The organism is Bacteroides mucinivorans, assembly GCF_034654355.2.
Classification (GTDB): domain Bacteria; phylum Bacteroidota; class Bacteroidia; order Bacteroidales; family Bacteroidaceae; genus Bacteroides; species Bacteroides nordii.
Window position 1 is genome coordinate 4,276,322 of sequence record NZ_CP178179.1, and the last position, 25,588, is coordinate 4,301,909.

Here is a 25,588-nt window from a genome sequence, read left to right on the forward strand (position 1 = left end):
CTATGATTTCAGAAATTTGCTAATATGCATTTTCATTACTTCATACTTTTCTTTTACCACTGTATTTAATAGTATCGCTATCTCCTCCTTTATTGCTGCTCTGTTATCAAAAGTATCCATAAGGTTCTTAATGACCTCATCGTTACTCATTGTTGTTAAATCCCCCACATGGTTGTATCCTAAGGTTTCCATAAATAGACCATTAAATTTTCTACTATATGCTATTGGGAAAACAGGCACTCCAGATGAAAAAGCACCAATACATGCATGCATTCTGGCTCCAGTAAAGAAATCCATTGTGCTTATATAGTTTTTGGCTTTAATAGGATCTATAAAGAATGGAGATAGTATGATTCGTTCATTATGATAATGCTTCCAAAGATCGTAACATAATTCGTAGTCATTTCCCAAAGATACATTCTCGCAAACTACATGTGGTATGAGGTGTAAATACACATTGTCCATTGATAAAAACTTCTCAATAATACGAGACATAAGTTCTCTATAATTATCTTTATAACTCATTACCTCATCCAGATTTTTATTCCAAAGCATCTTGGAGATTCCTATACCAACATTGATAGATCCCTTTTTAAGGATAAGGTCGTCTTTTGTGTAAGGCATATAGAATGCCATATCAATAATCTCTGCTGATAACACATTTGGCACATCTTTATGAACAAGATCGTAACTCATTTTATCCCTACATAGTAGTACTTGCATATTGCTCATAGCTTTTATAGCAGCCTTGTGTACTTTCGTATCAAAAAAGGGGCCTACAGTCTGTGGTAATAGCATTTGTTTTTTACCTAAGAATGAGAAGAAGCGCTTTATTGAGTTGTGAGACAAAAAGTTTGGTACGCCATAAATATCAGAATAACTATCTCCATATCCTGCATCTAATACATAATCTAACTTACGATATACCAGCAATTTTTTAAAGTAAACTAATAATTTGGCAAAATGGTTAGGTCGATAAATACTTATTAAAGGAAGTAGATAAACTCTTCTTTTAGTTCCATTAATATCGAGCTCAGTGTATTCAGGTAACCCTGAACCATTTAATATAAAATAATACGTGTACTCATTTTTCTCCTGTGCAGCAATATCATCCAGGATATTAATTATCGAGTAAGAAAGAGCTCCTACACCTCTATTCCCGTCAAAAGGGTTAACACCAGTTATACCAATACTTATTCTTTTCATATTTTACGTATACAAACTAAATGATTACACAACAATTGTTAAGAAAATTTTATAACCATCAAACAGGAATCATTAAATTAACGTTCTTTGTACATATCTTCATAATACTTCTCGTATTTACCTGAGGTGATATTGTCCATCCAAGCCTCGTTCTCAAGATACCACTTCACAGTCTTTTCTATACCCTCTTCAAACTGAAGTGATGGGGCCCATCTCAATTCCTTCTGAAGTTTTGTTGAGTCAATAGCGTAACGTACGTCATGACCAAGACGATCAGTAACATATGTAATCAGATCCAAGTCGGCACCCTCTGGACGACCGAGGAGGCGATCAACTGTCTTAATGACAATATGGATGATATCAATATTCTTCCACTCGTTAAAACCACCGATATTGTAGGTCTCTGCAATGGTTCCGTTGTGGAAGATGGTGTCGATGGCACGAGCATGATCTACTACATACAACCAGTCGCGTACGTTTTCGCCCTTGCCATAGACAGGAAGTGGTTTACGATGGAGGATGTTATTAATAAAAAGGGGAATCAACTTCTCTGGAAATTGATAAGGACCATAATTGTTAGAACAGTTTGTCACAATGGTAGGCATTCCATAGGTATCGTGGAAAGCACGAACAAAGTGATCTGAGCTCGCCTTAGATGCAGAATATGGGCTATGAGGATTGTACTTGGTAGTCTCATTGAAGAAATCCTTGCCGTACGCTAGATGGTGCTCTGAACTTGAAGCAGTAGTAACGAAAGGAGGTTCTATTCCCTCAGGGTTTGTCATCTCAAGAGTACCATAAACCTCATCAGTTGAGATGTGGTAGAAACGCTTACCTTCATACTTCTCAGGGAGTGACTCCCAATAGAGTTTAGCAGCCTGCAGCAAACTCAAAGTACCCATTACATTAGTGCGAGCAAAGATGAAAGGATCCTTGATAGAGCGATCCACATGGCTCTCTGCAGCAAGATGGATGATACCATCAATCTGCTTTTCCTGAAAGAGTTTGTAAATGAAGTCAAAATCACAGATGTCTGCTTTGACAAAATGATAGTTGTGCTTATCTTCGATATCTTTGAGGTTAGCCAAATTACCAGCATAGGTAAGTTTATCGAGATTGTAAATCTGATAATCGGGGTACTTATTAACAAAGAGTCGTACAACATGACTGCCAATGAAACCAGCACCACCGGTGATAAGAATATTTTTTGCCATGATTATTTCTTTAAGTTGCTGATACATTTTTTGAGTGAATCTGTCCAATAAAGTACTGTGATACCAAAAGCTTCTTTGATCTTAGTCTTGTCAAATACAGAATAGAATGGACGGGTAACAGAACTCGGAAACTCGTTTGAGTGGCAAGGCTGAATGTCACAAAACCCCTCTAAATCTCTCTGTTTAGGAAGACTTTCATAATATCCCATTTGTAAGGCTATTTCCTAAATCATCTTGGTAAAATCGTACCATGAGCAGACACCCTCATTACTGTAGTAATAGATACCACAATAGGTTTCAGGAGTTTCACAAGTTTCAAGGGCTTTCTTTATTACTACTGCAAGATTCCATGCATAGGTTGGTGTACCACATTGGTCAAAGCCCACCTTCAATTGTGGTTTTGTGGCTGTGAGGTCCAACATTGTCTTACAGAAGTTCTTACCAAACTCTGAATAAAGCCATGCTGTACGATGATGATGTACTTACAACCGGAAGCTATAATCTTCTCCTCACCATGTAACTTAGTTAAACCATAAACACCCGTTGGAGTTCCTTTCTGGTTTTCCTTACATGGAGTATTATAAGACTCCTTTCCGAATACATAATCAGTAGAAATTTGCACTAACCAACCATCGACCTCTTTCATAACCTTAAGCACCTGTAACCAATATATTCATATTTTAAATGATTTCAAGTTTCAAGCAAACTTAAGATACAAATCCATATCTATTGAGAATGGGCTATCAAAGTCCATCAAGCATTCATAAAGAGTATCCTTTTCGCTAAGAAGGGCTTTGTCTATAGGTATCTTCCAGTCAATGTCAAGGCTCTCATCCTTGATACTGATGCCACCATCTGCCTGTGGTGTATAGAAGTTATCGCACTTATACTGGAATACAGCCGTCTCAGAGAGGACAGCAAAGCCATGAGCAAAGCCACGAGGTACAAAGAACTGTCGATGATTATCTTCTGTAAGTTCTACTGCTACATGCTGGCCGTATGTAGGAGAGCCCTTACGAATATCTACAGCCACATCGAGCACGGCACCTTTCACACAACGTACAAGTTTGCTCTGTGTGAATGGAGGATGCTGGAAGTGAAGACCTCTCATTACACCATAGCTTGACATACTTTCATTGTCTTGAACAAAGTTTATCTTGCGGACTTTTTCTTCAAATTCACGCTGTGAGAATGACTCAAAAAAATAACCTCTGGCATCCTTGAACATGACAGGTTCAAGGATTACTACGCCATCTATTTCAGTTTTAATTACATCCATTTTATTCGAGATTTGCGTTACCGGTTTGTTTAACTTCATCAATTACTTTAAGGAGGTATTGACCATATCGGTTCTTCAACATAGGCTTTGCGAGTTCACGCATACGCTCTTCGGTTATCCAACCTTGACGGTATGCAATACCTTCAAGGCAAGCCACTTTAAGCCCCTGGCGTTTTTCAAGGACTTCTATGTAGGTACTTGCCTCCGAGAGAGAATCATACGTACCTGTGTCTAGCCAAGCGAAGCCACGTCCAAGGGTATGAACTTTCAGTTCCTTATCGTTGAGGAACCACTGATTGACAGTAGTGATTTCGTATTCTCCTCGTGCTGAAAGATTAATCTGATGTGCTACATTCACTACTTTATTAGGATAGAAGTAGAGACCTACCACAGCATAGTTTGACTTTGGATGTTTTGGCTTCTCCTCAATGCTCAGGCAGTTGCCGTTCTTGTCGAACTCTGCCACACCATAACGCTCCGGATCGTTTACCCAATAGCCGAAGACTGTTGCCTTTTTCTCTTCCTCTGCTGTACGAACTGCTTCCTTCAGCATCTTGGTGAAGCCTGCTCCCTGAAAGATATTATCCCCAAGAACAAGACAGACAGAATCGTCACCAATGAAGTCCTTACCTATGGTGAACGCCTGTGCAAGACCATCAGGCGAGGGCTGTTCTGCATAAGTGAAGTTTACTCCATAGTCGGAACCGTCACCAAGGAGTCGAATAAAACCTGGAAGGTCGTATGGAGTGGAGATGACAAGGATATCGCGTATGCCTGCCAACATCAATACTGATATTGGATAGTAAACCATTGGTTTATCATAAATGGGCATGAGCTGTTTGCTGATACCTTTGGTAATGGGATAAAGTCTTGTGCCAGATCCACCGGCGAGTACAATGCCTTTCATATTTCGTATGTTTTCATTTTTTTTTGCAGCGTACAAAGGATTTGAACCTCTGTGAGCATCTATGTACACGCTTATTATAAAACAGCCTTAAAGATTCACAGACACGAAAAACTGCAAAATGCACTTACAGTTCTTGTTGGCTGTAAGTTTCATTATTGAACAAAATTACCTTCTCCATTAAGTTCTTTCTGAATATACTCCAAAGAACCAATCTTCAGCTTTGTCTCCTCGAGATTCAAGCGACGAGTGTTGTCAGAGTTAAACTCCTCGATAGTGGCACGCTTCTGGTCGCCTTCTTTGAAAAACTGATCATAATTGAGATCGCGATTGTCAGCTGGTACTCTGTAGAAATCTCCCATATCGATTGCCTTAGCACATTCTTCCTTCGTAAGAAGTGTCTCATACATCTTCTCTCCATGGCGTATACCAATGACCTTGATATCTTCCTTCTTGCCACCAAAGAGCTCGCAAATGGCCTCTGCCTGAGTTTGGATGGTACAAGCAGGAGCCTTCTGTATAAGGATGTCACCATTCTGACCGCGCTCGAAGGCAAAGAGGACAAGATCGACTGCTTCCTCGAGGGACATGATAAAGCGAGTCATCTTTGGTTCGGTGAGGGTAATAGGATTGCCCTGGCGGATCTGGTCGATCCATAAAGGAATGACGGAACCACGTGAACACATAACGTTTCCATAACGGGTACAACAGATCTTGGTGTTGCCTGAGTAGCGACTCTTGGCAACGGCAATCTTCTCCTCGATGGCCTTGGTAATACCCATCGCATTGATAGGATATGCTGCCTTATCGGTAGAGAGACAGATGACGGCCTTCACGTTTGCTTCGATAGCTGCGGTAAGGACGTTATCAGTACCGATGACGTTGGTCTTGACGGCCTCCATTGGGAAGAACTCGCACGACGGTACCTGCTTGAGGGCGGCAGCATGAAAGATGTAGTCAACCCCAGGCATGGCGTTCTTACAGCTCTGGAGATTGCGAACATCACCAATAAAAAACTTGATTTTATTAGCGTATTCAGGACATTTTACCTGATACTCATGACGCATATCGTCCTGCTTCTTTTCGTCGCGACTAAAGATACGGATCTCTGCGATATCTGTTTTGAGGAAACGGTTGAGAACTGCGTTACCAAATGAACCGGTTCCACCGGTTATCATGAGGGTTTTACCTGCGAAAATTGACATACTTATATAATGATCTTATTGTTTATTATTCTTTTACTACTTTGTCAAAGAAAGTATCCGGACGATTCGGATCAAATATTTCGTTGCAGTACATTACTGTAACCAAATCTTGAGTTTCGCTCAGATTTATGATATTGTGGGTATAGCCGGGAAGCATGATAACGCTTTGAATCTTATCTCCACTTACCTCATAGTTCAAAACTTCATCTGTACCTTCCTTGCGAAGCTGAATCAAGCCATGACCACTTACTACAATGAACTGCTCCCACTTGGTGTGGTGCCAATGCTCGCCTTTGGTGATTCCCGGCTTACTGATATTGATACTTACCTGACCACAGTTGAGAGTGTGAACAAGTTCGGTAAAACTGCCACGAGCATCCACATTCATCTTGAAGTCAAAGATGGCCTTCTCCTTGGGGAGATAGCTGAGATAAGTGCTGTACAGACGTTTTGCGAATGAGTCAGCTGGAATCTCAGGAATCATCAAGGTCTTTGGCATCTCTGCAAACTGGTAAAGGAGGTCAACGATTTCTCCAAGTTTGACATGATGCGTGATGGGGGCAGCACAATATCGGCCTTCGGGAGTGAAGACTGTATCTACGCCATCGAACTCGCAATAATGCTCTTCGTCCTTCAACGCGCAAATCATTTCCTCAACAAGGTCATCGATATAAAGGAGTTCCATCTCTACATTCGGATCATTGACTGTGATGGGAAGGTCATTGGCAATGTTGTTGCAAAAGGTGGCTACGGCTGAATTATAATTAGGTCGACACCATTTGCCATAGAGGTTAGGGAAACGATATACCAGCACTTTTGCGCCAGTCTCTTTCCCATACTCAAAAATGAGTTCCTCACCAGCCTTCTTACTCTTACCATACTCTGAAGTGCCAAAGCGACCTGCCAATGTAGCCTGAATAGAGGAACTAATCATCACAGGACAGTTGTTCTTGTACTTCTTAAGGGCATTGAGGAGGACGGTAGCGAAGCCAAAATTTCCTTCCATGAACTCTTTTGGGTCCTGAGGGCGATTGACACCGGCAAGGTTGAAAACGAAGTTACAATTCTTACACCAAGCATCTAAATCCTCTGGAGTTGAGTCTATATCGTACTCGTATACCTCGGAGATGGTAAGGTTACCATAGCACTTGACCTTACCTTCCTTGATATTGTTGAGTTGAGCACAAAGGTTCTTACCTACAAAACCTTTTGCTCCGGTTACCAGTACTTTCATCTTTTATATTCCTTCTTTACGCCAGACCATCTTGTTAACTACACCTACATAAGACTGGATAATCTTAACTACTTTGGTAGAGATTGAATCGGTGTAGTCAGGAACCGGAATACCATAGTTGCCATCCTTATTGAGATCAACAGCGAGTTCTACAGACTGAAGGAGGCCCTTGGTGTCGATACCAGAGAGAACAAAACATCCTTTGTCAAGTGCTTCCGGACGTTCTGTTGAGGTACGGATGCACACAGCAGGGAATGGATGTCCTACAGATGTGAAGAAGCTTGACTCCTCAGGAAGGGTACCAGAATCAGACACCACACAGTATGCATTCATCTGAAGGCAGTTGTAGTCATGGAATCCAAGAGGCTCCTGCTGCATGACACGTTTGTCGAGTTGGAAGCCTGATGCAGCCAGACGGTTACGAGAACGTGGATGACAAGAATAAAGTATAGTCATATCATACTTCTCCGCCATCCTGTTGATAGCGGTAAAGAGTGATGTAAAGTTCTTCTCTGTATCAATATTCTCTTCACGATGGGCAGAGAGGAGGATGTACTTACCCTTCTCGAGACCAAGACGCTTGTGTACATCAGATGCTTCGATCTCTGCAAGGTTCTCATGAAGTACCTCTGCCATAGGGGAACCGGTGACGTATGTACGCTCACGTGGGAGTCCGCATTCTGCGAGGTAACGACGTGCATGCTCAGAGTAGCACATGTTGACATCGGAGATGATATCTACGATCCGACGATTTGTCTCCTCAGGGAGGCATTCGTCCTTACAACGGTTACCGGCTTCCATGTGGAAGATTGGAATATGAAGACGCTTTGCACCAATTACACTCAGACAAGAATTAGTATCGCCAAGTACGAGAACCGCGTCAGGCTTGGTTGCCAGCATCAACTTGTAAGATGCGTTGATAATATTGCCACAAGTTGCACCAAGGTCATCACCCACAGCATCCATGTAAACTTCAGGATCCTTGAGCTTGAGATCATGGAAGAATACTCCATTGAGGTTGTAATCGTAGTTCTGGCCTGTGTGGGCAAGAATTACATCAAAATACTTACGACACTTGTTGATAACTGCCGCGAGACGGATAATCTCAGGACGTGTACCAACAATGATTAGTAACTTTATCTTACCATTGTCCTGAAAGTGAACATCGGAATAGTCTGTACGTAGTTTCATATTCGTATCTTTGTTTATTATTATCGTAGATCAATTATTTTTGTTCTCTCGGGACGTATTAAACGTCGAATTCTACTAAAATCCTAACTGTACCAGTGATTTCCTCTTCATTAATGATCCCAAATTGGTACTAAATTTAATTTCTCAAATAACTTTTGCAGTATGGACTATTGAGAAACTGTTTTAATTTTTACCATTACCATACTTAAAAATCAGAGTAAAAAACATAGAAAAGCTATTTTACCAAATGTGTCGTAAACATTTGACTCTTATGAGCGTTTAAAAAAACGGGAGAAAAGATTCTTCAAGCTTTCATACCTTCCGTGCTTATGACCGTGGCTTTCGTTTCCGTAACCATAGCCATAACCATAGCCGTATCCATAACCGTAACCATAACCATAACCGTAGCCCTTATGATCTGAAGGAACACCATTCAATATCACAGACATATTGCGAAGTTGTTCCTGGCGGTACATATTCTCCAACTCAGGTAACTGACGACGATCCATCACACCCGAACGGACTACGAAAATAGTCAGATCGGCCACACGATTGACAATAGAAGCATCCGCAACCATACCTGCAGGAACATTATCCACAATAATATAATCATAACGTTTACGAAGTTCCGTTATCAGACGATCAAAGCGCTCACTCAACAACAATTCGGCAGGATTCGGAGGTACGGGACCGGAGAAAATAACATCCAGTTTTTCATACTCTTCACTCGTACCCACAATATCGTCCACTTTATCCGTACTGCCGGAAAGGTAATGCGTCAGCCCCATACGGTTGGAAGAGTTAGAGAAAATACCACTCAATGTTCCCTTACGGATATCAACGTCAACCAGAACAACTTTTTTATTCGTTTGGGCAATACTCATGGCAAGGTTACTCGACACAAACGTCTTACCTGCACCCGGATTGGCGGATGTAAACATAACAACCTGTAATTTATCAGACTTTACACGCATAAAGTCCATGTTCGTACGAATGATACGGAAAGCCTCGGAAACAGAATCGCGACCATTTTCACGAACAACAATACCATCCGAATCTTCACCTTTCTTGCTTCCATGACGGGGAATATTACCCAGGAAAGGAATGGTAAGCACACCATCCAGTTCTTTACGGGTACGTACTTTGGTATCCATCATATTCAGCAGCCAAAATACACCCATGGGAATAGCCAGCCCCAAAACAATAGAAGCCAGAAAAATTGTCATTGCTTTGGGAGCTATCGGGGCACTGCTACCCGAAGCGGAATCTATAATACGGGCATTACTCTCGGTAATAGCCTGTGTCAAAGCGTTTTCTTCACGTTTATTCAACAAATACAGATAAAGTTCTTCCTTGATTTTCTGCTGACGTTCTACCGTAAGAACATATTTCTGTTGGGCAGGTACAGCCTCGATGCGTTTCGTAGTCTGTTCTTCCTGCTCACGGATATTTTTCAGTTGGATATTCAAGCCGACAATCAGATTGTCCACTGACCGGATAATGGTCTGTTTCATGGCGCTCAGAGAATTATTCAGATCCATCACAATAGGATTCTTACTACTGCTTCCCGCTACCAGTTTATCACGTTTGAGAAGGATATCATTATACTCCTTAATCTGGGATTCCACACTATTGTCCGAGATACCCGTATTGGCAGGGATCAGATCTGAATTTTTCAGAGGGTCCGTCAGATACTCTTTGATATATCTGGCAATACTCAACTGATTCTCCAGGCTGAGCCCTTCCTGCTGGTAACGGCTCGTATTAGCAAGGTACATACCTGTCTCAGAGGTAATATCCGTCAATTGGTTCTCACGTTTAAAACTTTCGATATTGGCATCCACACTTCCCAGTTCACGTTCAATGATGATCAAACGCTCATTAATGAATTTGGAAGTATTTACGGCTATCTGGTTTTTGTCATTAATAACATCCTCATTGTAAACGGCAATAAGCATATTCAGGATATCTTCCGCACGCGCCGTAGATACATCGTCCAGAACAAGATTGATAATGGTAGCCGTCTTGCTGGCAAGAGAGACTTTCAATCTATTACGGTAATTTTCGACAACACTCTCCATATTGGATTTAGTGACATGTACGGGTTTATCGTAAAAGACGTCCGTGTAATAGAGTGTGGGAGTAACCACCATCGTACCAATCGGTGTAGAAACAGTATCATTCAAATGTACATCCAAGGTCTCTTCCGAATGAATGATTCCACCGCCTACTGCCAGGGAAAATCCGGAAAGGCGTACCGTTACGGAATCCACAGGAACAACTGCTACTTTTATAACCTGACGTTCCTCTGCCTCCGGAAAAGAGACCGTTACCGGCGTATGCGTATAAAGTTCGTCTTCGCGCAGGCCATTCTTCACCTTATAGCTCATATCCAGATGCAGGCGACGGGCTACTTCTTCTATCAGGTGGCGCGACTGGAAAACAAGCACCTCATTGTCCACGTTACGTTTCCCGCCAAAGAGAGAGAGATCGGCAAAAGCAGAGGATTCGCTCATTGCACCTCCTTTTGAATCATCGCGAATCAAGACGGACGCCTTACGGCTGTATACTTTGGAAGAAGACTTTACGTAAAAGTACGCGATGCCGGTACAAACCAGAACGGACAGTACAAACCAATACCAGTTGGCAAGTACAAAACGAAAAATATCGGTTATATTGATCTCAGATTCCTGTCCGGGGTTATTATTATTTTTCTGTTCGGTATTCATTATCAATTCTTTATATTCCGGGTTATTTAAACATGGTGACAATCAGAGAAGTAATGGAAGCAAGCACGGAAACCGCAGAAAGCCATACGCCAACGGAATTATTGGAGTTAATGCGGCTCTGACCTGTCTTCGCTTTGTTAGGTTCTACATACACAATGTCATTCTGTTGAAGGTAGTAGCAGGGCGATTGAAAAATATCGGAAGAGCGAAGATCATGATACAGAATACGGCGTTTACCATCTTTTTCGCGAATAACAGCTACGCGGTCACGACGGCCATAAATAGTCAAATCGCCTGCCATACTCAAGGCTTCCAATAGAGTTATCCGGTCACCGGAAATATCGAATGTACCGGGACGGGCCACTTCACCCATCACAGAAACTTTAAAGTTCAGGAACTGGACAGTAACAATAGGATCTTTTATCAAATCTCCACTGATGAGTTTTTGTTTGATTAGTTCGGTAACCTGCATACGAGTCAGCCCCTCCACATGGAGCTGCCCCAAGATAGGAAAATCGATATCCCCGTTCTGATCGACGAGATAGCCTAACAAGCGTTGTTGACCGGGATTCTGACTTCCGATCTGATAACTTACCAGAGGCATATTAAAAGGCAAAGCCAATTCAGGATCTTTACTGTTCACCAGGATTGCCAACAAATCATCCTTATGAATAATTACTTCGTAGTTCTTATCAATATTTTCTTCCTTCAAGGAAGTTATATCCTGCAAATAAAGTACCTCTTTAGGAGCAGAACAGGACACAAAAAGTGTAACCAGGCACAATAAAAAATAATTCAGTATTCTAATACACATAAGATTTCTATTAAATAAAGTTCCGTATTGTTATTTGTATTCAAATTTTACTCTTCTACATCCCAGTTACCCCAAGGGTTGGATTCCAGACTATTCAGGTACTCGATAACTTCACATTCCGCTAAAGTTAACTCCCGGCCTTTCCAACCATTAATGATAACATGGGCCTCTTTTGACAGATCTTCATCAAACACCTCTCCATAACAAGCCACCAGTAGCTGACATTTCAACAGGGAAGCAGGAAGCTGATCAAGAACTTTCCAACTACGATCAAGAAGCTTCTGGATCTTTTGATTTTTATCACCATGATCATAGATGGTAGCATGATACCCTGTAAGCAGAACATAACAGAGCTGTGCTTCTTCCTCCGCATTGGAGCCATGCAAATGGAAAAGGCATTCGGATTGACGATAGACCTCCGTATTTAGTTTGCAGAATTCGTTGGAAAAAAGAGGAGTACCCTCAAAACCTAAATTAAGAAGTTCATGAGTGATACGCCGCAGAGTATCAATTTGTGATTGCAAAGACATGAGGAAAATTAATTGTTAAGAATTAAAGCAAGGCAAATAAAAGTCAATAAGGGGAGAATAGTTTAATCTTCGATTTTTTCCATCAGAGAAGGATGAACATAGGTAGTGGCTACAGCCATGACCCCTTTTATACAAACGGATACGCGCCGATCGCCCTTGACACGAAGAATAACACCTTCTACACCTTCAAATATACCACCGGTAATACGTACCCGATCTCCTTTCTGCAAAGCAGTGACAGCGGGATCAAGATAAACAATCTGTTCTTCATAATTACCGGAAACAGCAATAAAGCTACGCATTTGAGAATCAGGAACGGTAAGAGGACGCTGTGTCTCACGATCCATAATATAACGGACGGACAAAGAAGAACCCACCGACCGTTTGATATGGTCAATACATGCAAAGGAAGCATGAACGAATACAAGATTGTGTACTACAGGAACCAACTTGCGTATCTTACGATCCGCATGCCTGATGTACTCATAATGCATCGGAATAAAATTCTCAATTTTTTCGGCATCAAGCACCTCCTTTAGCAATAGTTCACGACTATAAGTAACACGAAGCGGATACCAACAAATGTCTGTAGTTTTGTTCACAATTGGATATTCTTTGGGGACACCGGGGTAATGAATTCCCTTCCGGTCAAGCGTGTATAAAACTAACTTTCTAATCTTAATACACTAACCCTCAGATGTATCCCTATCACAGGAGATAAACAATATGAGGGGTGAGATGTAGTATGTATATATTTATTTTCCCTTATACATATTTCATTATAAACGAACCACTTGATTATGAAAAGTGTTTCAATTGACGTTCGTTTAATGGCACACTTATTTCAAGCTGTTTTTTCATGTTCCAAATGAGATTAATCATTTAATAAACAGATTTTCGCTATATGACATAAACAGTTATATATCAATAACATATATAACATTAGACAGAAATATAAATTATTTTATTGAGAAATATTTTGTACATTAAAGAATAGTATATACTTTTGTGCCATTAAACGAACGTTTATTGAAACACTTTTCTATAAAAATAAGGTTTTAATTATCAAAGACCTATCTCTACACTCTATACAACCTCTTCTTTTTATTATTGATTCATTGCCCAAATCGTAACTTTTAACAATCTTTGCAAAGTACAAAAATCATTTAAAATTTAAGTTTATGACAAACAACGATCAAAAAAAACAGATTTTAACGGTTCTATAAAGATAGAACTCGGAAACGGAGAAACGATAGAAGGTATTATTAATGTACAGCGCATTGACAAACAAGAAATTGACCACAGAATAGTAATCAGACATCACAAAGGATCTTTAATAAAAGCACTGGCTATTTCGCTTGCCTCAGAAGAAAAAACAACAGTCAGTGTAACGGAAATTGCCAAAGAAATCAATACTCTATTTCGATTTGAATATAAAAAACAAGGAATATATAAGGAGGTTGAATTCAAAACATTAACAACTGAGATTGGCAGAACGATCACATCCCGTAAAAAGTAGATATAAACTTCAAAAAGTAGATACAATAAAAATCCGCCATTCGAGCGGATTTTTACATTTTTCCAACGATTAGTTCCATCCGAATATTATCCCGACCTTGCAACCGTTATCGGAAAAATATAAACTCATAAAACAAAATGAAATGAAAAAAAGAAATTTGGAACCTGTTATGGAGAATGTAAAAAGGAGATGGACAAGACAAATCGTACAAGAGAAAGGTTATACACAAACCACTGCTATATGGATGGCAGAGCGTATTGAGGCACTGATAGACTGGATGCAACATGGGCATGCGGTGATTGCTTATCGTAGGGCTATTGATGGAGAGTTTCAGTTTGTAAAAGCAACACTGATTTATTACAGATACGACTTCAAACGGGAGTACGAAGCAAGCAAAGTACAGGAAGCTGTGATGTACTGGGATGTAGAGGAAGGAAAGTGGAAACGCTTCCGGCTGGAGAACTTTTTGGAATGGAAAAAGTGTATTTAATTGAAAATTGAAAGTTGAAAATTGAAAATTGCTGTTCAGCATGATAGCACAGCCAATTTTCAATTTTCAACTTTCATTTTTCAACTTTCAATTAAACAAATATGGCAACAGAATTTAATGGAATCGTTTATTTTCCTACGAAAGCAGCTTTCTTTGAGGGAGCCGTATCCGAATCATTGGAGGCTAAATATGGTATCAAAGGACCTTATCTGGTAATAAAAATACTTTGTAAGATATATAAAGAGGGGTATTACATACAATGGGATGAGGAACAATGTGAGATATTTGCCTATAAATTGGGAAGGGAATATACGAAAGAAGAAGTAGACAGTATAATCGGTATACTGATTGAAAAAGGATTTTTTGATAAGGAAAGCTATGAAAAGCATCGTATACTGACCTCGGTGGATATTCAGCGGGTATGGTTGGAGGCTACCAGCCGGAGAAAGAGGGATTTAGCAAAATTACCCTATCTCCTGGAAGAGGTGAAATGTAAGGAGGAAGAGATAAAATGTAAGCAGAAAGAGAGTACGAACTCAGAAAATGCGAACATTTTTCCCGTTCAGATGGAGTTGAGTCTGGAAAATGCAGACATTTTCAGACAAAGTAAAGTAAAAGAAAGTAAAGTAGAAGAAAAGAAGAAGAGGGAGGAGGATTCTGTTTTGCCTCCACCTCCGGAATATGCACTCAACAAAAAGACGCACAACTATGACGGGTTGCTACTGGCATTGGATCGGATTAAGGTGACGGACACCGGAGACATAAAGGCTATTCTGCGAATGTCGAACTATGGGGAGATAGGTACTCCGGTGTGGAAGGTGCTGGCACAGACCTCGTGGGCAAAAATAGGGATGCCGGGGAAATACCTCATAAAAGTACTCAGAAGTGGCTGATAATCAAGGCTTATAAAGTTGTACACTTTTGCATGACAAGAATGTACACCTTTGTGATACAAGGTTGTACATTCTTGTCATGCAAAAGTGTACAACTTAATCTATTTCAATTTTTATTTCCTTTTTTTGCTAAAAAAGCGAAGATATGCTGCACCTTGGCATAAAAAATGAACGAGTTCATTTTATTCTACTCTCGGTTTGCATTATCTTTGCAAAAAAATAGAGGTATCAGTCTTACAATCCTCATGATGAAAAGAATAAAAATAATATTGATATTGTTCCTTCTGTGCCTGGCTACAAATGGCAAAGGAACACCGGATAATAACGCGGATTCCATTCGTCTCAGTTTGCTGACATGTGCTCCCGGAGAAGAGATCTATTCTTATTTCGGACATACTGCCATCCGTTATGAAGAGCCATCCAAAGGCATTGATTGGGTATTCAATTACGGAATATTCAACTTCGGCGCACCCAATTTTATTTTTCGCTTTGCACTGGGACAGACAGATTACATTCTCGGAGGAATGAATTATGACCGGTTCGCAGCCGAATATATCTTCGATGAACGTAGTGTATGGCAACAAACACTCAACCTGACTCCGGAAGAAAAACAAAAACTCCTTGCGCTACTGATAGAAAACAGCCGACCGGAAAACCGAGTGTACCGGTATAACTTTTTCTACGATAACTGTGCTACCCGCCCACGGGATAAAATAGAAAAAAGTATACAGGGAAAAGTGTTTTACAACTATCCGGAGAAAGACGGCACGAAATCATTCCGCGACATTGTACACCAATATACCAACGGGCATCCATGGGCACAATTCGGTATTGACTTTTGCATCGGAAGCGAAGCAGACCGCCCCATTACAAGCCGACAAATGATGTTTGCCCCGTTTTATCTGAAAAATGCATTTGAAACAGCAAAAATCACGAATAATAGGAACGAAAGGCCACTGGTGGCAGATACAGAACTAATTATCAATTGTGAAGACGAAAATTCATCACCTGCCCCAATAAGTATCGCGGATATATTTACCCCAATGAGATCGGCGCTGCTTTTGTTTATCGTTGTAGCAGGTGCCAGCATCTATGGTATCCGAAAGAAAAGAGGACTTTGGGGAATCGATCTCATATTGTTTGGCACAGCGGGCATTGCCGGTTGTATTATTGCATTTCTCGCTCTGTTTTCAGAACATCCTGCTGTCAGCTCCAATTACCTGCTTTTTGTATTCCATCCGGGGGAGCTTATCTTTCTGCCAATCATTGTAAATGCTGCCAGAAAAGGACGAAAATGTTGGTACCATATGCTAAACTGCATTGTTTTAACACTTTTTATACTGCTTTTTCCGGTAATACCGCAAAGAATTGATTTAGCTGTCGTACCTTTGGCACTCAGTTTGTTGATACGTTCAGCAAGCAATCTTATTTTGACTTATAAAAAAACGAAATGAAAGGATTACTGACTTCCATACTTACTGTACTTACCATTACCGGGCTACAGGCTCAGCCGTTACCTGCTACTCCAAAACTGGTGATAGGCCTGACCATCGATCAGCTGCGTACAGACTATCTGGAAGCTTTCTCCTCCCTATATGGCGAAAAAGGATTCAAAAGACTCTGGAAAGAAGGCAAAGTATTTCGTAATACGGAATATAATTTCAGCAAAGTAGACCGCGCCTCGGCTATAGCTGCCATTTATACCGGAACAACGCCTTCTATGAACGGAATTACCGCCAATCAATGGCTGGATATTTCGACACTACGCCCTATTAACTGTGTGGACGATCCGGCGTTTATGGGAAACTACACAGACGAAAGCAGCTCTCCTGCCCTATTGCTCACTTCCACTATCGCCGATGAACTTAAAATAGCTACACGCAACAAAGGGCTGGTATACGCTATTGCCCCTTTCCGTGATGCTGCCATATTTGCAGCAGGACATGCCGGTAACGGTGCTTTCTGGCTGAATAGCAATACCGGAAAATGGTGTAGCACCACTTATTATACAGAATTTCCCTGGTGGGTTAGCCAATATAATGATCGTCAGGCTGTTGATTTCCGTATCGGAGATATGACATGGACACCGGTTCATCCCATGGAGAAATATATTTACCTGCCGGAATGGAGAGACACCCCTTTCAAATATAAATTTGATGATGACCGGAGAAATAAGTTCCGCAGACTGATAGCCAGTCCGTTCGTTAATGACGAAGTAAATTTACTGACCGAAGAGTTACTGGATAAGAGTAACATAGGAAAAGATGAAGTACCGGACATGCTTTCGCTAATGTATTATGCCGGTAATTATGCTCATAAAACCTCGCAGGAGTGTGCTATGGAATTGCAGGATACATACGTAAGACTGGACCGCAGTATTGCCCACCTGCTGGATGTGATCGACAAAAAGATCGGACTTCAAAATGTACTTTTCTGCATTACTTCTACCGGATACGTGGACACAGAATCGGCCGATCATGGACTTTACCGCATTCCCGGAGGAGAATTCCACCTGAATCGTTGTGCAGCTCTGCTGAATATGTTTTTGATGGCTACTTACGGCGAAGGGCAATATGTAGAGGCTTATTATGACCAGCAAATATATCTCAATCACAAACTGATAGAGAAAAAACAACTCGATCTTTCTGAAATACAGAATAAAGCAGCCGACTTCCTGATGCAATTTAGTGGCGTAAACGAAGCATATTCGGCACAACGCCTGCTATTAGGCTCATGGACACCGGAAATAGACCTGATACGCAACGGATTTCACCGCAAACGTTCGGGAGACCTGCTCATTGAAGTGCTTCCGGGATGGACAATTGTCAATGAATCCAACCCGACGGAAAACAGAATAATCCGTAGTGCACATATCCCGGTACCACTTGTGTTTTTTGGTAACTCGGTGAAACCGGAAATTATAGAAATACCTGTAAGTGTAGGCCATATCGCACCAACACTGGCTCATACTATGAGGATACGGGCTCCCAATGCCTGCTCTTCAACTCCACTTACCATACGGTAAAAACACACTTTTTTCAACTTAGTAAATAATAATAAATATAATACACAAATGGGATTTAATGAATTTTTGAGCTCGATTTTCGGAAACAAATCCACACGAGACATGAAAGAAATTCAACCTTGGGTAGACAAAATCAAAGCCGCTTACCCTGAGATTGAAAAATTGGATAATGATGGACTTCGTGCCAAAACACAAGAACTGAAACAATACATTTACAACTCTGCTACCCAGGAACGTGCCAAAGTGGAAGAACTGAAAGCAAGCATTGAGTCAATAGAACTGGAAGATCGTGAAGAGGTATTTGTTCAGATTGATAAACTCGAAAAAGAGATACTCGAAATATATGAAAAAGCACTGGAAGAAGTACTCCCGGTAGCTTTCTCTATTGTAAAAGACACGGCCAGACGTTTCACCGAAAATGAAGAAATTGTGGTAACTGCCACAGACTTTGACCGTACACTGGCCGCAACCAAAGATTTCGTACGCATCGAAGGAGACAAAGCTATCTATCAGAATCACTGGAATGCCGGTGGAAATGATACGGTATGGAATATGATCCATTATGATGTACAGCTTTTTGGTGGTGTAGTACTTCATAAAGGAAAAATTGCTGAAATGGCAACAGGTGAAGGTAAAACCCTGGTGGCTACCCTGCCTGTATTCCTCAATGCGCTGACAGGAAATGGTGTACATGTAGTAACAGTGAATGATTATCTGGCAAAACGTGACTCCGAATGGATGGGACCGCTTTATATGTTCCATGGATTAAGCGTTGATTGTATTGACCGTCATCAGCCAAACTCAGATGCACGCCGTCAGGCTTATCTGGCTGATATCACTTTCGGTACAAATAATGAATTTGGTTTCGACTACCTGCGCGACAATATGGCTATCAGTCCCAAAGACCTTGTACAACGCCAACACAACTATGCTATTGTCGATGAGGTAGACTCGGTATTGATTGATGATGCGCGTACTCCGTTGATTATCTCCGGTCCCGTTCCTAAAGGTGAAGACCAGCTTTTCGAATCTCTTTGCCCATTGGTAGAACGTCTTGTAGAAGCCCAGAAAGTATTGGCTACCAAATATCTGACAGATGCTAAGAGATTAATCGCATCAGATGATAAGAAAGAGGTAGAAGAAGGATTCCTCGCTCTCTTCCGCAGTCATAAGGCATTACCCAAAAACAAAGCATTGATCAAGTTCCTGAGTGAACAGGGTATCAAAGCTGGTATGCTGAAAACAGAAGAGATCTACATGGAACAGAACAATAAACGTATGCATGAGGCTACTGACCCATTGTATTTCGTTATTGAAGAAAAGATGAACAGCGTAGACTTGACGGACAAAGGTGTTGACCTGATCACAGGTAATTCTGACGACCCTACTCTGTTTGTATTACCGGATATCGCAGCACAGCTCTCTGAACTGGAAAATGAGAAGGATCTGAGCGACGAGCAGAAACTGGAAAAGAAAGATGCCCTGATGACCAACTATGCCATCAAATCGGAACGCGTACACACCATCAATCAGTTGCTGAAAGCATATACCATGTTTGAGAAAGACGACGAATACGTTGTAATTGACGGACAGGTGAAGATTGTTGATGAGCAGACAGGCCGTATCATGGAAGGTCGTCGTTATTCGGACGGACTCCACCAGGCTATCGAAGCTAAAGAACGTGTTAAAGTAGAAGCTGCCACACAAACTTTTGCTACCATCACATTGCAGAACTACTTCCGTATGTATCACAAGCTATCGGGTATGACCGGTACTGCCGAAACAGAAGCAGGTGAACTTTGGGATATCTACAAACTCGATGTAGTGGTTATCCCTACCAACCGCCCTATTGCCCGTAAAGATATGAACGACCGCGTTTATAAAACAAAACGCGAAAAGTATAAAGCCGTCATTGAGGAAATAGAACAACTGGTCAATGCCGGCCGCCCGGTACTGGTAGGTACTACTTCGGTAGAAATCTCCGAAATGCTGAGCAAGATGTTGACCATGCGTAAGATTGAGCACAATGTATTGAACGCGAAGTTACACCAGCGGGAAGCTGACATTGTGGCAAAAGCAGGTTTACAAGGTACGGTGACTATTGCTACCAATATGGCAGGTCGTGGTACCGACATCAAACTGAGTCCGGAAGTTAAGGCTGCCGGTGGTTTGGCTATCATTGGTACAGAACGCCACGAATCCCGCCGTGTAGACCGCCAGTTGCGTGGTCGTGCCGGACGTCAGGGTGATCCGGGTTCTTCTGTATTCTTCGTATCACTGGAAGACGATTTGATGCGCCTCTTCTCTTCCGACCGCATCGCCGGTGTTATGGATAGACTGGGATTCCAGGAAGGAGAAATGATCGAACATAAGATGATTTCAAACTCCATTGAACGCGCACAGAAGAAAGTGGAAGAAAATAACTTCGGTATCCGTAAACGTTTGCTGGAATATGATGACGTAATGAACAAGCAACGTACAGTTGTTTATACGAAACGTCGCCATGCGTTAATGGGCGAACGTATCGGTATGGACATTGTAAATATGATCTGGGACCGTTGTGCAGCAGCCATTGAAAACAATGCAGAATATGAAAACTGTAAGTTTGACCTTCTTCAGACATTGGCTATGGATGCTCCTTTCACAGAAGAAGAATTCCGTAGTGAGAAGAAAGAAAAGCTGGCAGAAAGAACTTTTGATGAAGCAATGGCTAACTTCAAACGTAAAAGTGAACGTCTGGCACAAATAGCAAATCCTGTAATCAAACAGGTATATGAGAACCAGGGACATATGTACGAAAACATTCTGATTCCTATCACGGACGGAAAACGTATGTACAACATCTCCTGCAATCTGAAAGCTGCTTACGAAAGCGAGTCTAAAGAGGTAGTGAAATCATTCGAGAAATCAATCCTGCTTCATGTAATTGACGAAGCATGGAAAGAAAATCTTCGTGAACTGGATGAATTGAAACATTCAGTACAAAATGCAAGCTACGAACAGAAAGATCCGTTATTGATCTATAAACTGGAATCAGTGAACTTGTTTGATACTATGGTAAACAAGATCAATAACCAGACTGTATCTATCCTGATGCGCGGACAAATCCCGGTACAGGAAGCTCCCGAACAGGCACAACGTGTAGAAGTGCGTGAAGCAGCTCCCGAACGTCGCCAGGATTTAAGTAAATATCGTGAACAGAAACAAGACCTGAACGATCCGAATCAACAGGCTGCTGCACAGCAAGATACCCGCGAAGCTGTAAAGCGTGAGCCCCTACGTGCAGAAAAGACAGTAGGACGTAACGATCCATGTCCTTGCGGTAGCGGTAAAAAATACAAAAATTGCCACGGAAGGGCGTAAGATTCAGTAGTTAGTAAATAAGTCAGTAGTTAGAATCTATGCAGCATGTAAGCGTTATCATGCCGAAGGCATTCCAACTACTAATTACCGGCTTCTGACTTCTTCCCCATTTACTACTAAAAAAGTTCAAAACAATTAAATATTGTTTTGAACTTTTTTTTATTCATACAAAATCGTACTTTTGCTGAAAAAGAAAGCAAAACTATGGCAAAATACTCATTCACGCTATTGTTACTCTTCTGTCTGGCATTCAGTTCTTGCCAAACAATAGAGCAAATCCCTATCGAATATATGATGCCTGCGGAAATAAACTTTCCTCCCGAACTGCGTCGGGTCGCGATTGTCAATAATACCAGTAGCGTGCCTGACAATAAATGGATAGAATCGGACAGATCACGGAAAGACGATGAGATAGCCCGTGCCGTTGCTTACAACAATGGAGATGCCAAAATAGCGGCCGAATCATTGGCTGAAGGTATAGCAAACCAAAACTATTTTGATGAAGTAATCATTTGTGACTCTGCTCTGCGTGCTAATGATAAATTTGCACGTGAAGAAACACTTACTCGGGAAGAAGTAAAGGACCTGACAGAAAGTCTGGATGTTGACTTTTTGATCTCACTGGAAAACCTTCAGCTAAAAGCGACCAAAACGATTCGTTATATTCCTGATTGGAGTTGTTATTATGGTAGTGTAGATGTGAAAGTGTATCCTACGATTAGAATCTATATTCCCCAACGTAAAAATCCGATGTTGACCGTCGCTCCCAATGACAGTATTTTCTGGGAAGAGTTTGGCAACACAAGTTCGTACGTACAGACTCACCTTATCCAGGATTCTCAGATACAACAAGAAGCCTCGGAGTTTGCCGGTACGATTCCAGTAAAGCACCTCCTTCCCTACTGGACATCAGCCACCCGCAATCTCTACAACAATGGTTCCGTAAACATGCGTGACGCTGCCATATACGTCCGTGAGAACTCATGGGACAAGGCCTTCAAACTTTGGGAACAAACTTTCAATACAGCGAAAAGTGATAAAAAGAAAATGCAGTCTGCATACAATATTGCTGTTTACTACGAAATAAAAGATGAACTGGAACAAGCCGAAACATGGGCACTAAAAGCTCAAGAATTAGCTTATAAAATAGATAAAATAGACCAAAGAAACAAAGACAATGTAGACATATCCGAAATACCGAATTACGTAATGACCAGCCTTTATGTGGTAGAGTTACAGAAACGGACAGCCGGATTGTCATCATTAAATATGCAAATGAACCGATTTAATGATGATTTTTAATCAAAATATAGTCGGATTTGCATTTTTTTTATACCTTTGATCTAAATAAAAGGAGGAAAACCAATGAAACTGAGTCAACAATCACAATCTGTAATCGAATCGGCTATACGAAAAGCAGTCGCAAAGTTTACTTGCGGCTGCGAACAAACAATCGTTACAGATATTCACATACAGCCGAATCAGAATTCCGGCGAACTATCCATCTTCGATGACGAAGATGACGAATTGGTCAATGTGACCATTGACGAATGGTCTGCATATGAAAGTGATGATTTTTATGAGAATGCCGAACGTGTCCTCCGCCCTATTCTTTGCCGAATGAAGGACAATGGAGATTTTGATAAGCTAACAATCCTCAAACCTTACTCTTTTGTTTTAGTAGACGAAGACAGAGAAACAGTAGCCGAATTACTTCTGATAGATGATGATACACTGCTTGTAAATGACGAACTATTAAAAGGTCTGGATGAAGAATTGGATACTTTTCTGAAAGAATTACTTGAAAAATAATAAAAGCTTCCTTTACCGACAGGAAAAAAGAATTATTCTTGTCGATAAGGAAGAGTAAACCAAAATACAGAGCCTTTATCTGGTGTTGAGTCGACTCCTATTTTTCCGCCCATTTTTTCAATTATCATTTTACAGATAGATAATCCTAATCCTGTACCCTGAATAAATGAGTTGTATTTCACAAATCGCTCAAATACATGTTGACACTGTTCATCAGACATACCACATCCGGTATCAGAAACATAGAAATAAATTGTATGTTTATCTTTCAAACGATACCCCATTGTGATCGTCCCGCTTTCCGTGAATTTAATAGCATTCGTCAGAAAATTGGTTATTACTTGTATCAACCTGTTCCGGTCAGCATATAATACACATTGCGGGAGGCGTTCTTCAAAAATGAGATCCACTTTTTTATTCTTAATTCTCAAACGGATACTTTGTTCTATTTCATCCAGTATCGAATTGACATCCACATACGTTTCATGAAAATCATATGTACCGGCCTCTATCTTCGCCATATCCAGAATATCACTAATCAACTGAAGAAGTAAATTTGTATTATTCTCAATAATACAAACATACTCCTCCATCTCTTCTTTTTCCTCAACATGAGGCAACATATTAGAAAAACCCACAATGGCATTCAGAGGTGTACGAATCTCGTGACTCATATTAGCAAGGAAAGCAGATTTTAACTGATTGGCTACTTCAGCCTGTTCTTTTGCCTCTTTCAGACGACCATATGCCTTTTTAAGAATAGAAATATAATAAATAACAGCAATCACTATTACCAGAAGAGAAATACCCGCCCAAAGTAACTGCTTCTCATACTGCTCCAGAAAAGGGGCTGGTTTGTTCACATAAGTCACGTCTTTCGGATAAAGGGATTCGGGGATACCATGCTCTTGTAACACCGGATAACAGAGAGTAGCAGAAGGTATGCCCCCATCCGTTCCGGGAATATCACAGGGAGATTCTCCATCCAATACACGATAGATCACAGAAAGTAATGAATTTCCAAAAGATTCGGAAGAAACATAATAACCACCTGCAAAAGTATCTTTGGATAAATCCTCGGCAGCAAGCAAAAACAGAGGAGTATGAACAAAATTATGAATAATGTCCTGTAAATGATCAAAAAGATAGTTATTATCATTCCGGTTGTGAGATTCGAACCAGGAATAGTAGATAAGGCCGGTAGTATGATCATAACTACGCAGTGTATCCAGCAGCATCTCAGTGGAAAGAAAAGTCGTAGACAGCTGATGAAGTTCCTGATCCGGAAAGAAATTCGCCACAGCATTCTCTACGTCCGAACAAGCCATCTTACTAATATAACGATCGTCTGAAATAAAAGCAATACGCTTCATTTCAGGCATTATCTTCCGCATTAACTCAATCGTTTCTTTGACATAATAAACCTGACGTAAAAAAGTGACATTGTACCCCTTTCGCCAGACATCCGCCGAAACAGAGTTGGCTGCAGTCAATGGTTCGTGAGACAAAAGTACTTCGAGCGTAGCCGGCAAATATTCACGGGAATTGGTTATAATTACAGGAACATCTTTCCATATTCCATCAAAAAGTTCCCGGCATACAATCCAGCCCGGATCACCTATCATGACTATTAACTTTGGAGGAAGCGGATATTTTTCTTTCAAATGCAACAATACCGCATCTACTTCACTTTGGTCTCTCAGAGCAGGTACTGATAACGACTCGGCTTTTACATCGAACCCTTTCCGCTCCAAGTCTTCACTGGCATGCCAGTACATAGCCTTTGCCCAGGGAAGATTAAAATTTATTGAATTCAAAAATAAAATCTCATCTCCATTGTTGCCATGAGCAAATATAGAAGAGCTTGTGCCGCATAGTAGTAAAGCAATAAAAGACAATAATAGAGTTGCCTGTTTCATTTGTTTGTTGTTTTTATTACAGAGGCAAAGGTAAAATTTATTTTGATAAAAAAAAGAAAGGTATCCCAATATTTTGGAATGCCTTTCTACTTCTATAAAATCGGTTTATGCTTTCTTTACCTATACATAAATAGAGAACTTTCTATTAAGACTTAGCTGATGATTGAAAAAACGGACTGTTTTTTTTCAATTGTCAAACATTCTATCATAAATTGTTTTATTCGTTTCGCATAATAGAAATAAAAGCAATACATTTGCACA

General features: G+C 40.8%; 19 protein-coding genes and 1 pseudogene. 7 read left to right on the forward strand and 13 right to left on the reverse strand.

What is annotated here, in order from left to right; genetic code table 11:
- From VCM39_RS16505 to VCM39_RS16560, 12 genes and pseudogenes are all read right to left on the reverse strand, one after another.
- Complete coding sequence (locus VCM39_RS16505; RefSeq protein WP_322934185.1) at positions 1 to 1,206, reverse strand: polysaccharide pyruvyl transferase family protein; 1,206 nt, start codon at positions 1,204 to 1,206, stop codon at positions 1 to 3.
- A gap of 77 nt (positions 1,207 to 1,283) precedes the next feature.
- The gene (locus tag VCM39_RS16510; RefSeq protein WP_322934184.1) at positions 1,284 to 2,420 is read right to left on the reverse strand and encodes a dTDP-glucose 4,6-dehydratase; all 1,137 of its coding nucleotides are present in this window, start codon (positions 2,418 to 2,420) and stop codon (positions 1,284 to 1,286) included.
- A gap of 2 nt (positions 2,421 to 2,422) precedes the next feature.
- Positions 2,423 to 3,072: pseudogene (locus VCM39_RS16515) on the reverse strand (SDR family oxidoreductase); the annotation flags it as partial.
- A 45-nt stretch (positions 3,073 to 3,117) separates the two neighbouring features.
- On the reverse strand, positions 3,118 to 3,699 hold the full coding sequence (gene rfbC, locus VCM39_RS16520; RefSeq protein ID WP_322934183.1) for a dTDP-4-dehydrorhamnose 3,5-epimerase: 582 nt from the start codon (positions 3,697 to 3,699) through the stop codon (positions 3,118 to 3,120).
- A 1-nt stretch (position 3,700) separates the two neighbouring features.
- Positions 3,701 to 4,606 carry a glucose-1-phosphate thymidylyltransferase RfbA gene (gene rfbA, locus VCM39_RS16525; RefSeq protein ID WP_322934182.1) on the reverse strand — a complete coding sequence of 302 codons (906 nt, stop codon included), beginning with the start codon at positions 4,604 to 4,606 and terminating at the stop codon, positions 3,701 to 3,703.
- 152 nt (positions 4,607 to 4,758) lie between these two features.
- Positions 4,759 to 5,808, reverse strand: coding sequence for a polysaccharide biosynthesis protein (locus VCM39_RS16530; protein WP_322934181.1), 1,050 nt, complete (start codon positions 5,806 to 5,808; stop codon positions 4,759 to 4,761).
- 25 nt (positions 5,809 to 5,833) lie between these two features.
- On the reverse strand, positions 5,834 to 7,042 hold the full coding sequence (locus VCM39_RS16535; protein ID WP_279209724.1) for a capsular polysaccharide biosynthesis protein CapF: 1,209 nt from the start codon (positions 7,040 to 7,042) through the stop codon (positions 5,834 to 5,836).
- 3 nt (positions 7,043 to 7,045) lie between these two features.
- A complete protein-coding gene (wecB, locus tag VCM39_RS16540; RefSeq protein WP_122202296.1) occupies positions 7,046 to 8,233 on the reverse strand; it encodes a non-hydrolyzing UDP-N-acetylglucosamine 2-epimerase in 1,188 nt (395 codons plus the stop codon).
- A gap of 269 nt (positions 8,234 to 8,502) precedes the next feature.
- On the reverse strand, positions 8,503 to 10,962 hold the full coding sequence (locus VCM39_RS16545) for a polysaccharide biosynthesis tyrosine autokinase (RefSeq protein ID WP_322934180.1): 2,460 nt from the start codon (positions 10,960 to 10,962) through the stop codon (positions 8,503 to 8,505).
- Positions 10,963 to 10,984: 22 nt separating this feature from the next.
- Positions 10,985 to 11,776 carry a polysaccharide biosynthesis/export family protein gene (locus VCM39_RS16550; protein WP_221648739.1) on the reverse strand — a complete coding sequence of 264 codons (792 nt, stop codon included), beginning with the start codon at positions 11,774 to 11,776 and terminating at the stop codon, positions 10,985 to 10,987.
- A 47-nt stretch (positions 11,777 to 11,823) separates the two neighbouring features.
- Positions 11,824 to 12,306, reverse strand: coding sequence for a UpxZ family transcription anti-terminator antagonist (locus VCM39_RS16555; protein WP_122200949.1), 483 nt, complete (start codon positions 12,304 to 12,306; stop codon positions 11,824 to 11,826).
- Between the two features lie 62 nt (positions 12,307 to 12,368).
- Positions 12,369 to 12,908 (reverse strand): UpxY family transcription antiterminator, encoded by a 540-nt coding sequence (locus tag VCM39_RS16560; protein ID WP_122200948.1) that lies wholly within the window; start codon positions 12,906 to 12,908, stop codon positions 12,369 to 12,371.
- Between the two features lie 1,059 nt (positions 12,909 to 13,967).
- Here VCM39_RS16560 and VCM39_RS16565 point away from each other — a divergent pair.
- The 7 genes from VCM39_RS16565 to VCM39_RS16595 all read left to right on the forward strand — a co-directional run bounded on the left by VCM39_RS16565 (position 13,968) and on the right by VCM39_RS16595 (position 23,408).
- Positions 13,968 to 14,315, forward strand: a complete 348-nt coding sequence (locus tag VCM39_RS16565; protein ID WP_322934139.1) for an SH3 beta-barrel fold-containing protein — start codon at positions 13,968 to 13,970, stop codon at positions 14,313 to 14,315.
- A 101-nt stretch (positions 14,316 to 14,416) separates the two neighbouring features.
- A complete protein-coding gene (locus VCM39_RS16570; protein WP_322934138.1) occupies positions 14,417 to 15,208 on the forward strand; it encodes a DUF4373 domain-containing protein in 792 nt (263 codons plus the stop codon).
- 248 nt (positions 15,209 to 15,456) lie between these two features.
- Complete coding sequence (locus VCM39_RS16575) at positions 15,457 to 16,662, forward strand: DUF4105 domain-containing protein (protein WP_407934718.1); 1,206 nt, start codon at positions 15,457 to 15,459, stop codon at positions 16,660 to 16,662.
- On the forward strand, positions 16,659 to 18,233 hold the full coding sequence (locus VCM39_RS16580; protein WP_221651327.1) for an alkaline phosphatase family protein: 1,575 nt from the start codon (positions 16,659 to 16,661) through the stop codon (positions 18,231 to 18,233). Before VCM39_RS16575 ends, VCM39_RS16580 begins: the two co-directional genes overlap by 4 nt.
- 48 nt (positions 18,234 to 18,281) lie before the next feature.
- The gene (gene secA, locus VCM39_RS16585) at positions 18,282 to 21,596 is read left to right on the forward strand and encodes a preprotein translocase subunit SecA (RefSeq protein WP_221651328.1); all 3,315 of its coding nucleotides are present in this window, start codon (positions 18,282 to 18,284) and stop codon (positions 21,594 to 21,596) included.
- 204 nt (positions 21,597 to 21,800) lie between these two features.
- The gene (locus tag VCM39_RS16590) at positions 21,801 to 22,898 is read left to right on the forward strand and encodes a DUF6340 family protein (RefSeq protein WP_221651329.1); all 1,098 of its coding nucleotides are present in this window, start codon (positions 21,801 to 21,803) and stop codon (positions 22,896 to 22,898) included.
- 63 nt (positions 22,899 to 22,961) lie between these two features.
- Complete coding sequence (locus tag VCM39_RS16595) at positions 22,962 to 23,408, forward strand: hypothetical protein (RefSeq protein ID WP_221651330.1); 447 nt, start codon at positions 22,962 to 22,964, stop codon at positions 23,406 to 23,408.
- Positions 23,409 to 23,440: 32 nt separating this feature from the next.
- Here VCM39_RS16595 and VCM39_RS16600 read toward each other — a convergent pair whose 3' ends face one another.
- Complete coding sequence (locus VCM39_RS16600) at positions 23,441 to 25,327, reverse strand: sensor histidine kinase (RefSeq protein WP_221651331.1); 1,887 nt, start codon at positions 25,325 to 25,327, stop codon at positions 23,441 to 23,443.
- Positions 25,328 to 25,588: the final 261 nt, after the last annotated feature.

Coding starts and splice junctions, on each gene's coding strand:
- VCM39_RS16505 (WP_322934185.1), bottom strand. CDS start 1,206: ATGAAAAGAATAAGTATTGGTATAACTGGTGTTAACCCTTTTGACGGG.
- VCM39_RS16510 (WP_322934184.1), bottom strand. CDS start 2,420: ATGGCAAAAAATATTCTTATCACCGGTGGTGCTGGTTTCATTGGCAGT.
- rfbC (WP_322934183.1), bottom strand. CDS start 3,699: ATGGATGTAATTAAAACTGAAATAGATGGCGTAGTAATCCTTGAACCT.
- rfbA (WP_322934182.1), bottom strand. CDS start 4,606: ATGAAAGGCATTGTACTCGCCGGTGGATCTGGCACAAGACTTTATCCC.
- VCM39_RS16530 (WP_322934181.1), bottom strand. CDS start 5,808: ATGTCAATTTTCGCAGGTAAAACCCTCATGATAACCGGTGGAACCGGT.
- VCM39_RS16535 (WP_279209724.1), bottom strand. CDS start 7,042: ATGAAAGTACTGGTAACCGGAGCAAAAGGTTTTGTAGGTAAGAACCTT.
- wecB (WP_122202296.1), bottom strand. CDS start 8,233: ATGAAACTACGTACAGACTATTCCGATGTTCACTTTCAGGACAATGGT.
- VCM39_RS16545 (WP_322934180.1), bottom strand. CDS start 10,962: ATGAATACCGAACAGAAAAATAATAATAACCCCGGACAGGAATCTGAG.
- VCM39_RS16550 (WP_221648739.1), bottom strand. CDS start 11,776: ATGTGTATTAGAATACTGAATTATTTTTTATTGTGCCTGGTTACACTT.
- VCM39_RS16555 (WP_122200949.1), bottom strand. CDS start 12,306: ATGTCTTTGCAATCACAAATTGATACTCTGCGGCGTATCACTCATGAA.
- VCM39_RS16565 (WP_322934139.1), top strand. CDS start 13,968: ATGAAAAAAAGAAATTTGGAACCTGTTATGGAGAATGTAAAAAGGAGA.
- VCM39_RS16570 (WP_322934138.1), top strand. CDS start 14,417: ATGGCAACAGAATTTAATGGAATCGTTTATTTTCCTACGAAAGCAGCT.
- VCM39_RS16575 (WP_407934718.1), top strand. CDS start 15,457: ATGAAAAGAATAAAAATAATATTGATATTGTTCCTTCTGTGCCTGGCT.
- VCM39_RS16580 (WP_221651327.1), top strand. CDS start 16,659: ATGAAAGGATTACTGACTTCCATACTTACTGTACTTACCATTACCGGG.
- secA (WP_221651328.1), top strand. CDS start 18,282: ATGGGATTTAATGAATTTTTGAGCTCGATTTTCGGAAACAAATCCACA.
- VCM39_RS16590 (WP_221651329.1), top strand. CDS start 21,801: ATGGCAAAATACTCATTCACGCTATTGTTACTCTTCTGTCTGGCATTC.
- VCM39_RS16595 (WP_221651330.1), top strand. CDS start 22,962: ATGAAACTGAGTCAACAATCACAATCTGTAATCGAATCGGCTATACGA.
- VCM39_RS16600 (WP_221651331.1), bottom strand. CDS start 25,327: ATGAAACAGGCAACTCTATTATTGTCTTTTATTGCTTTACTACTATGC.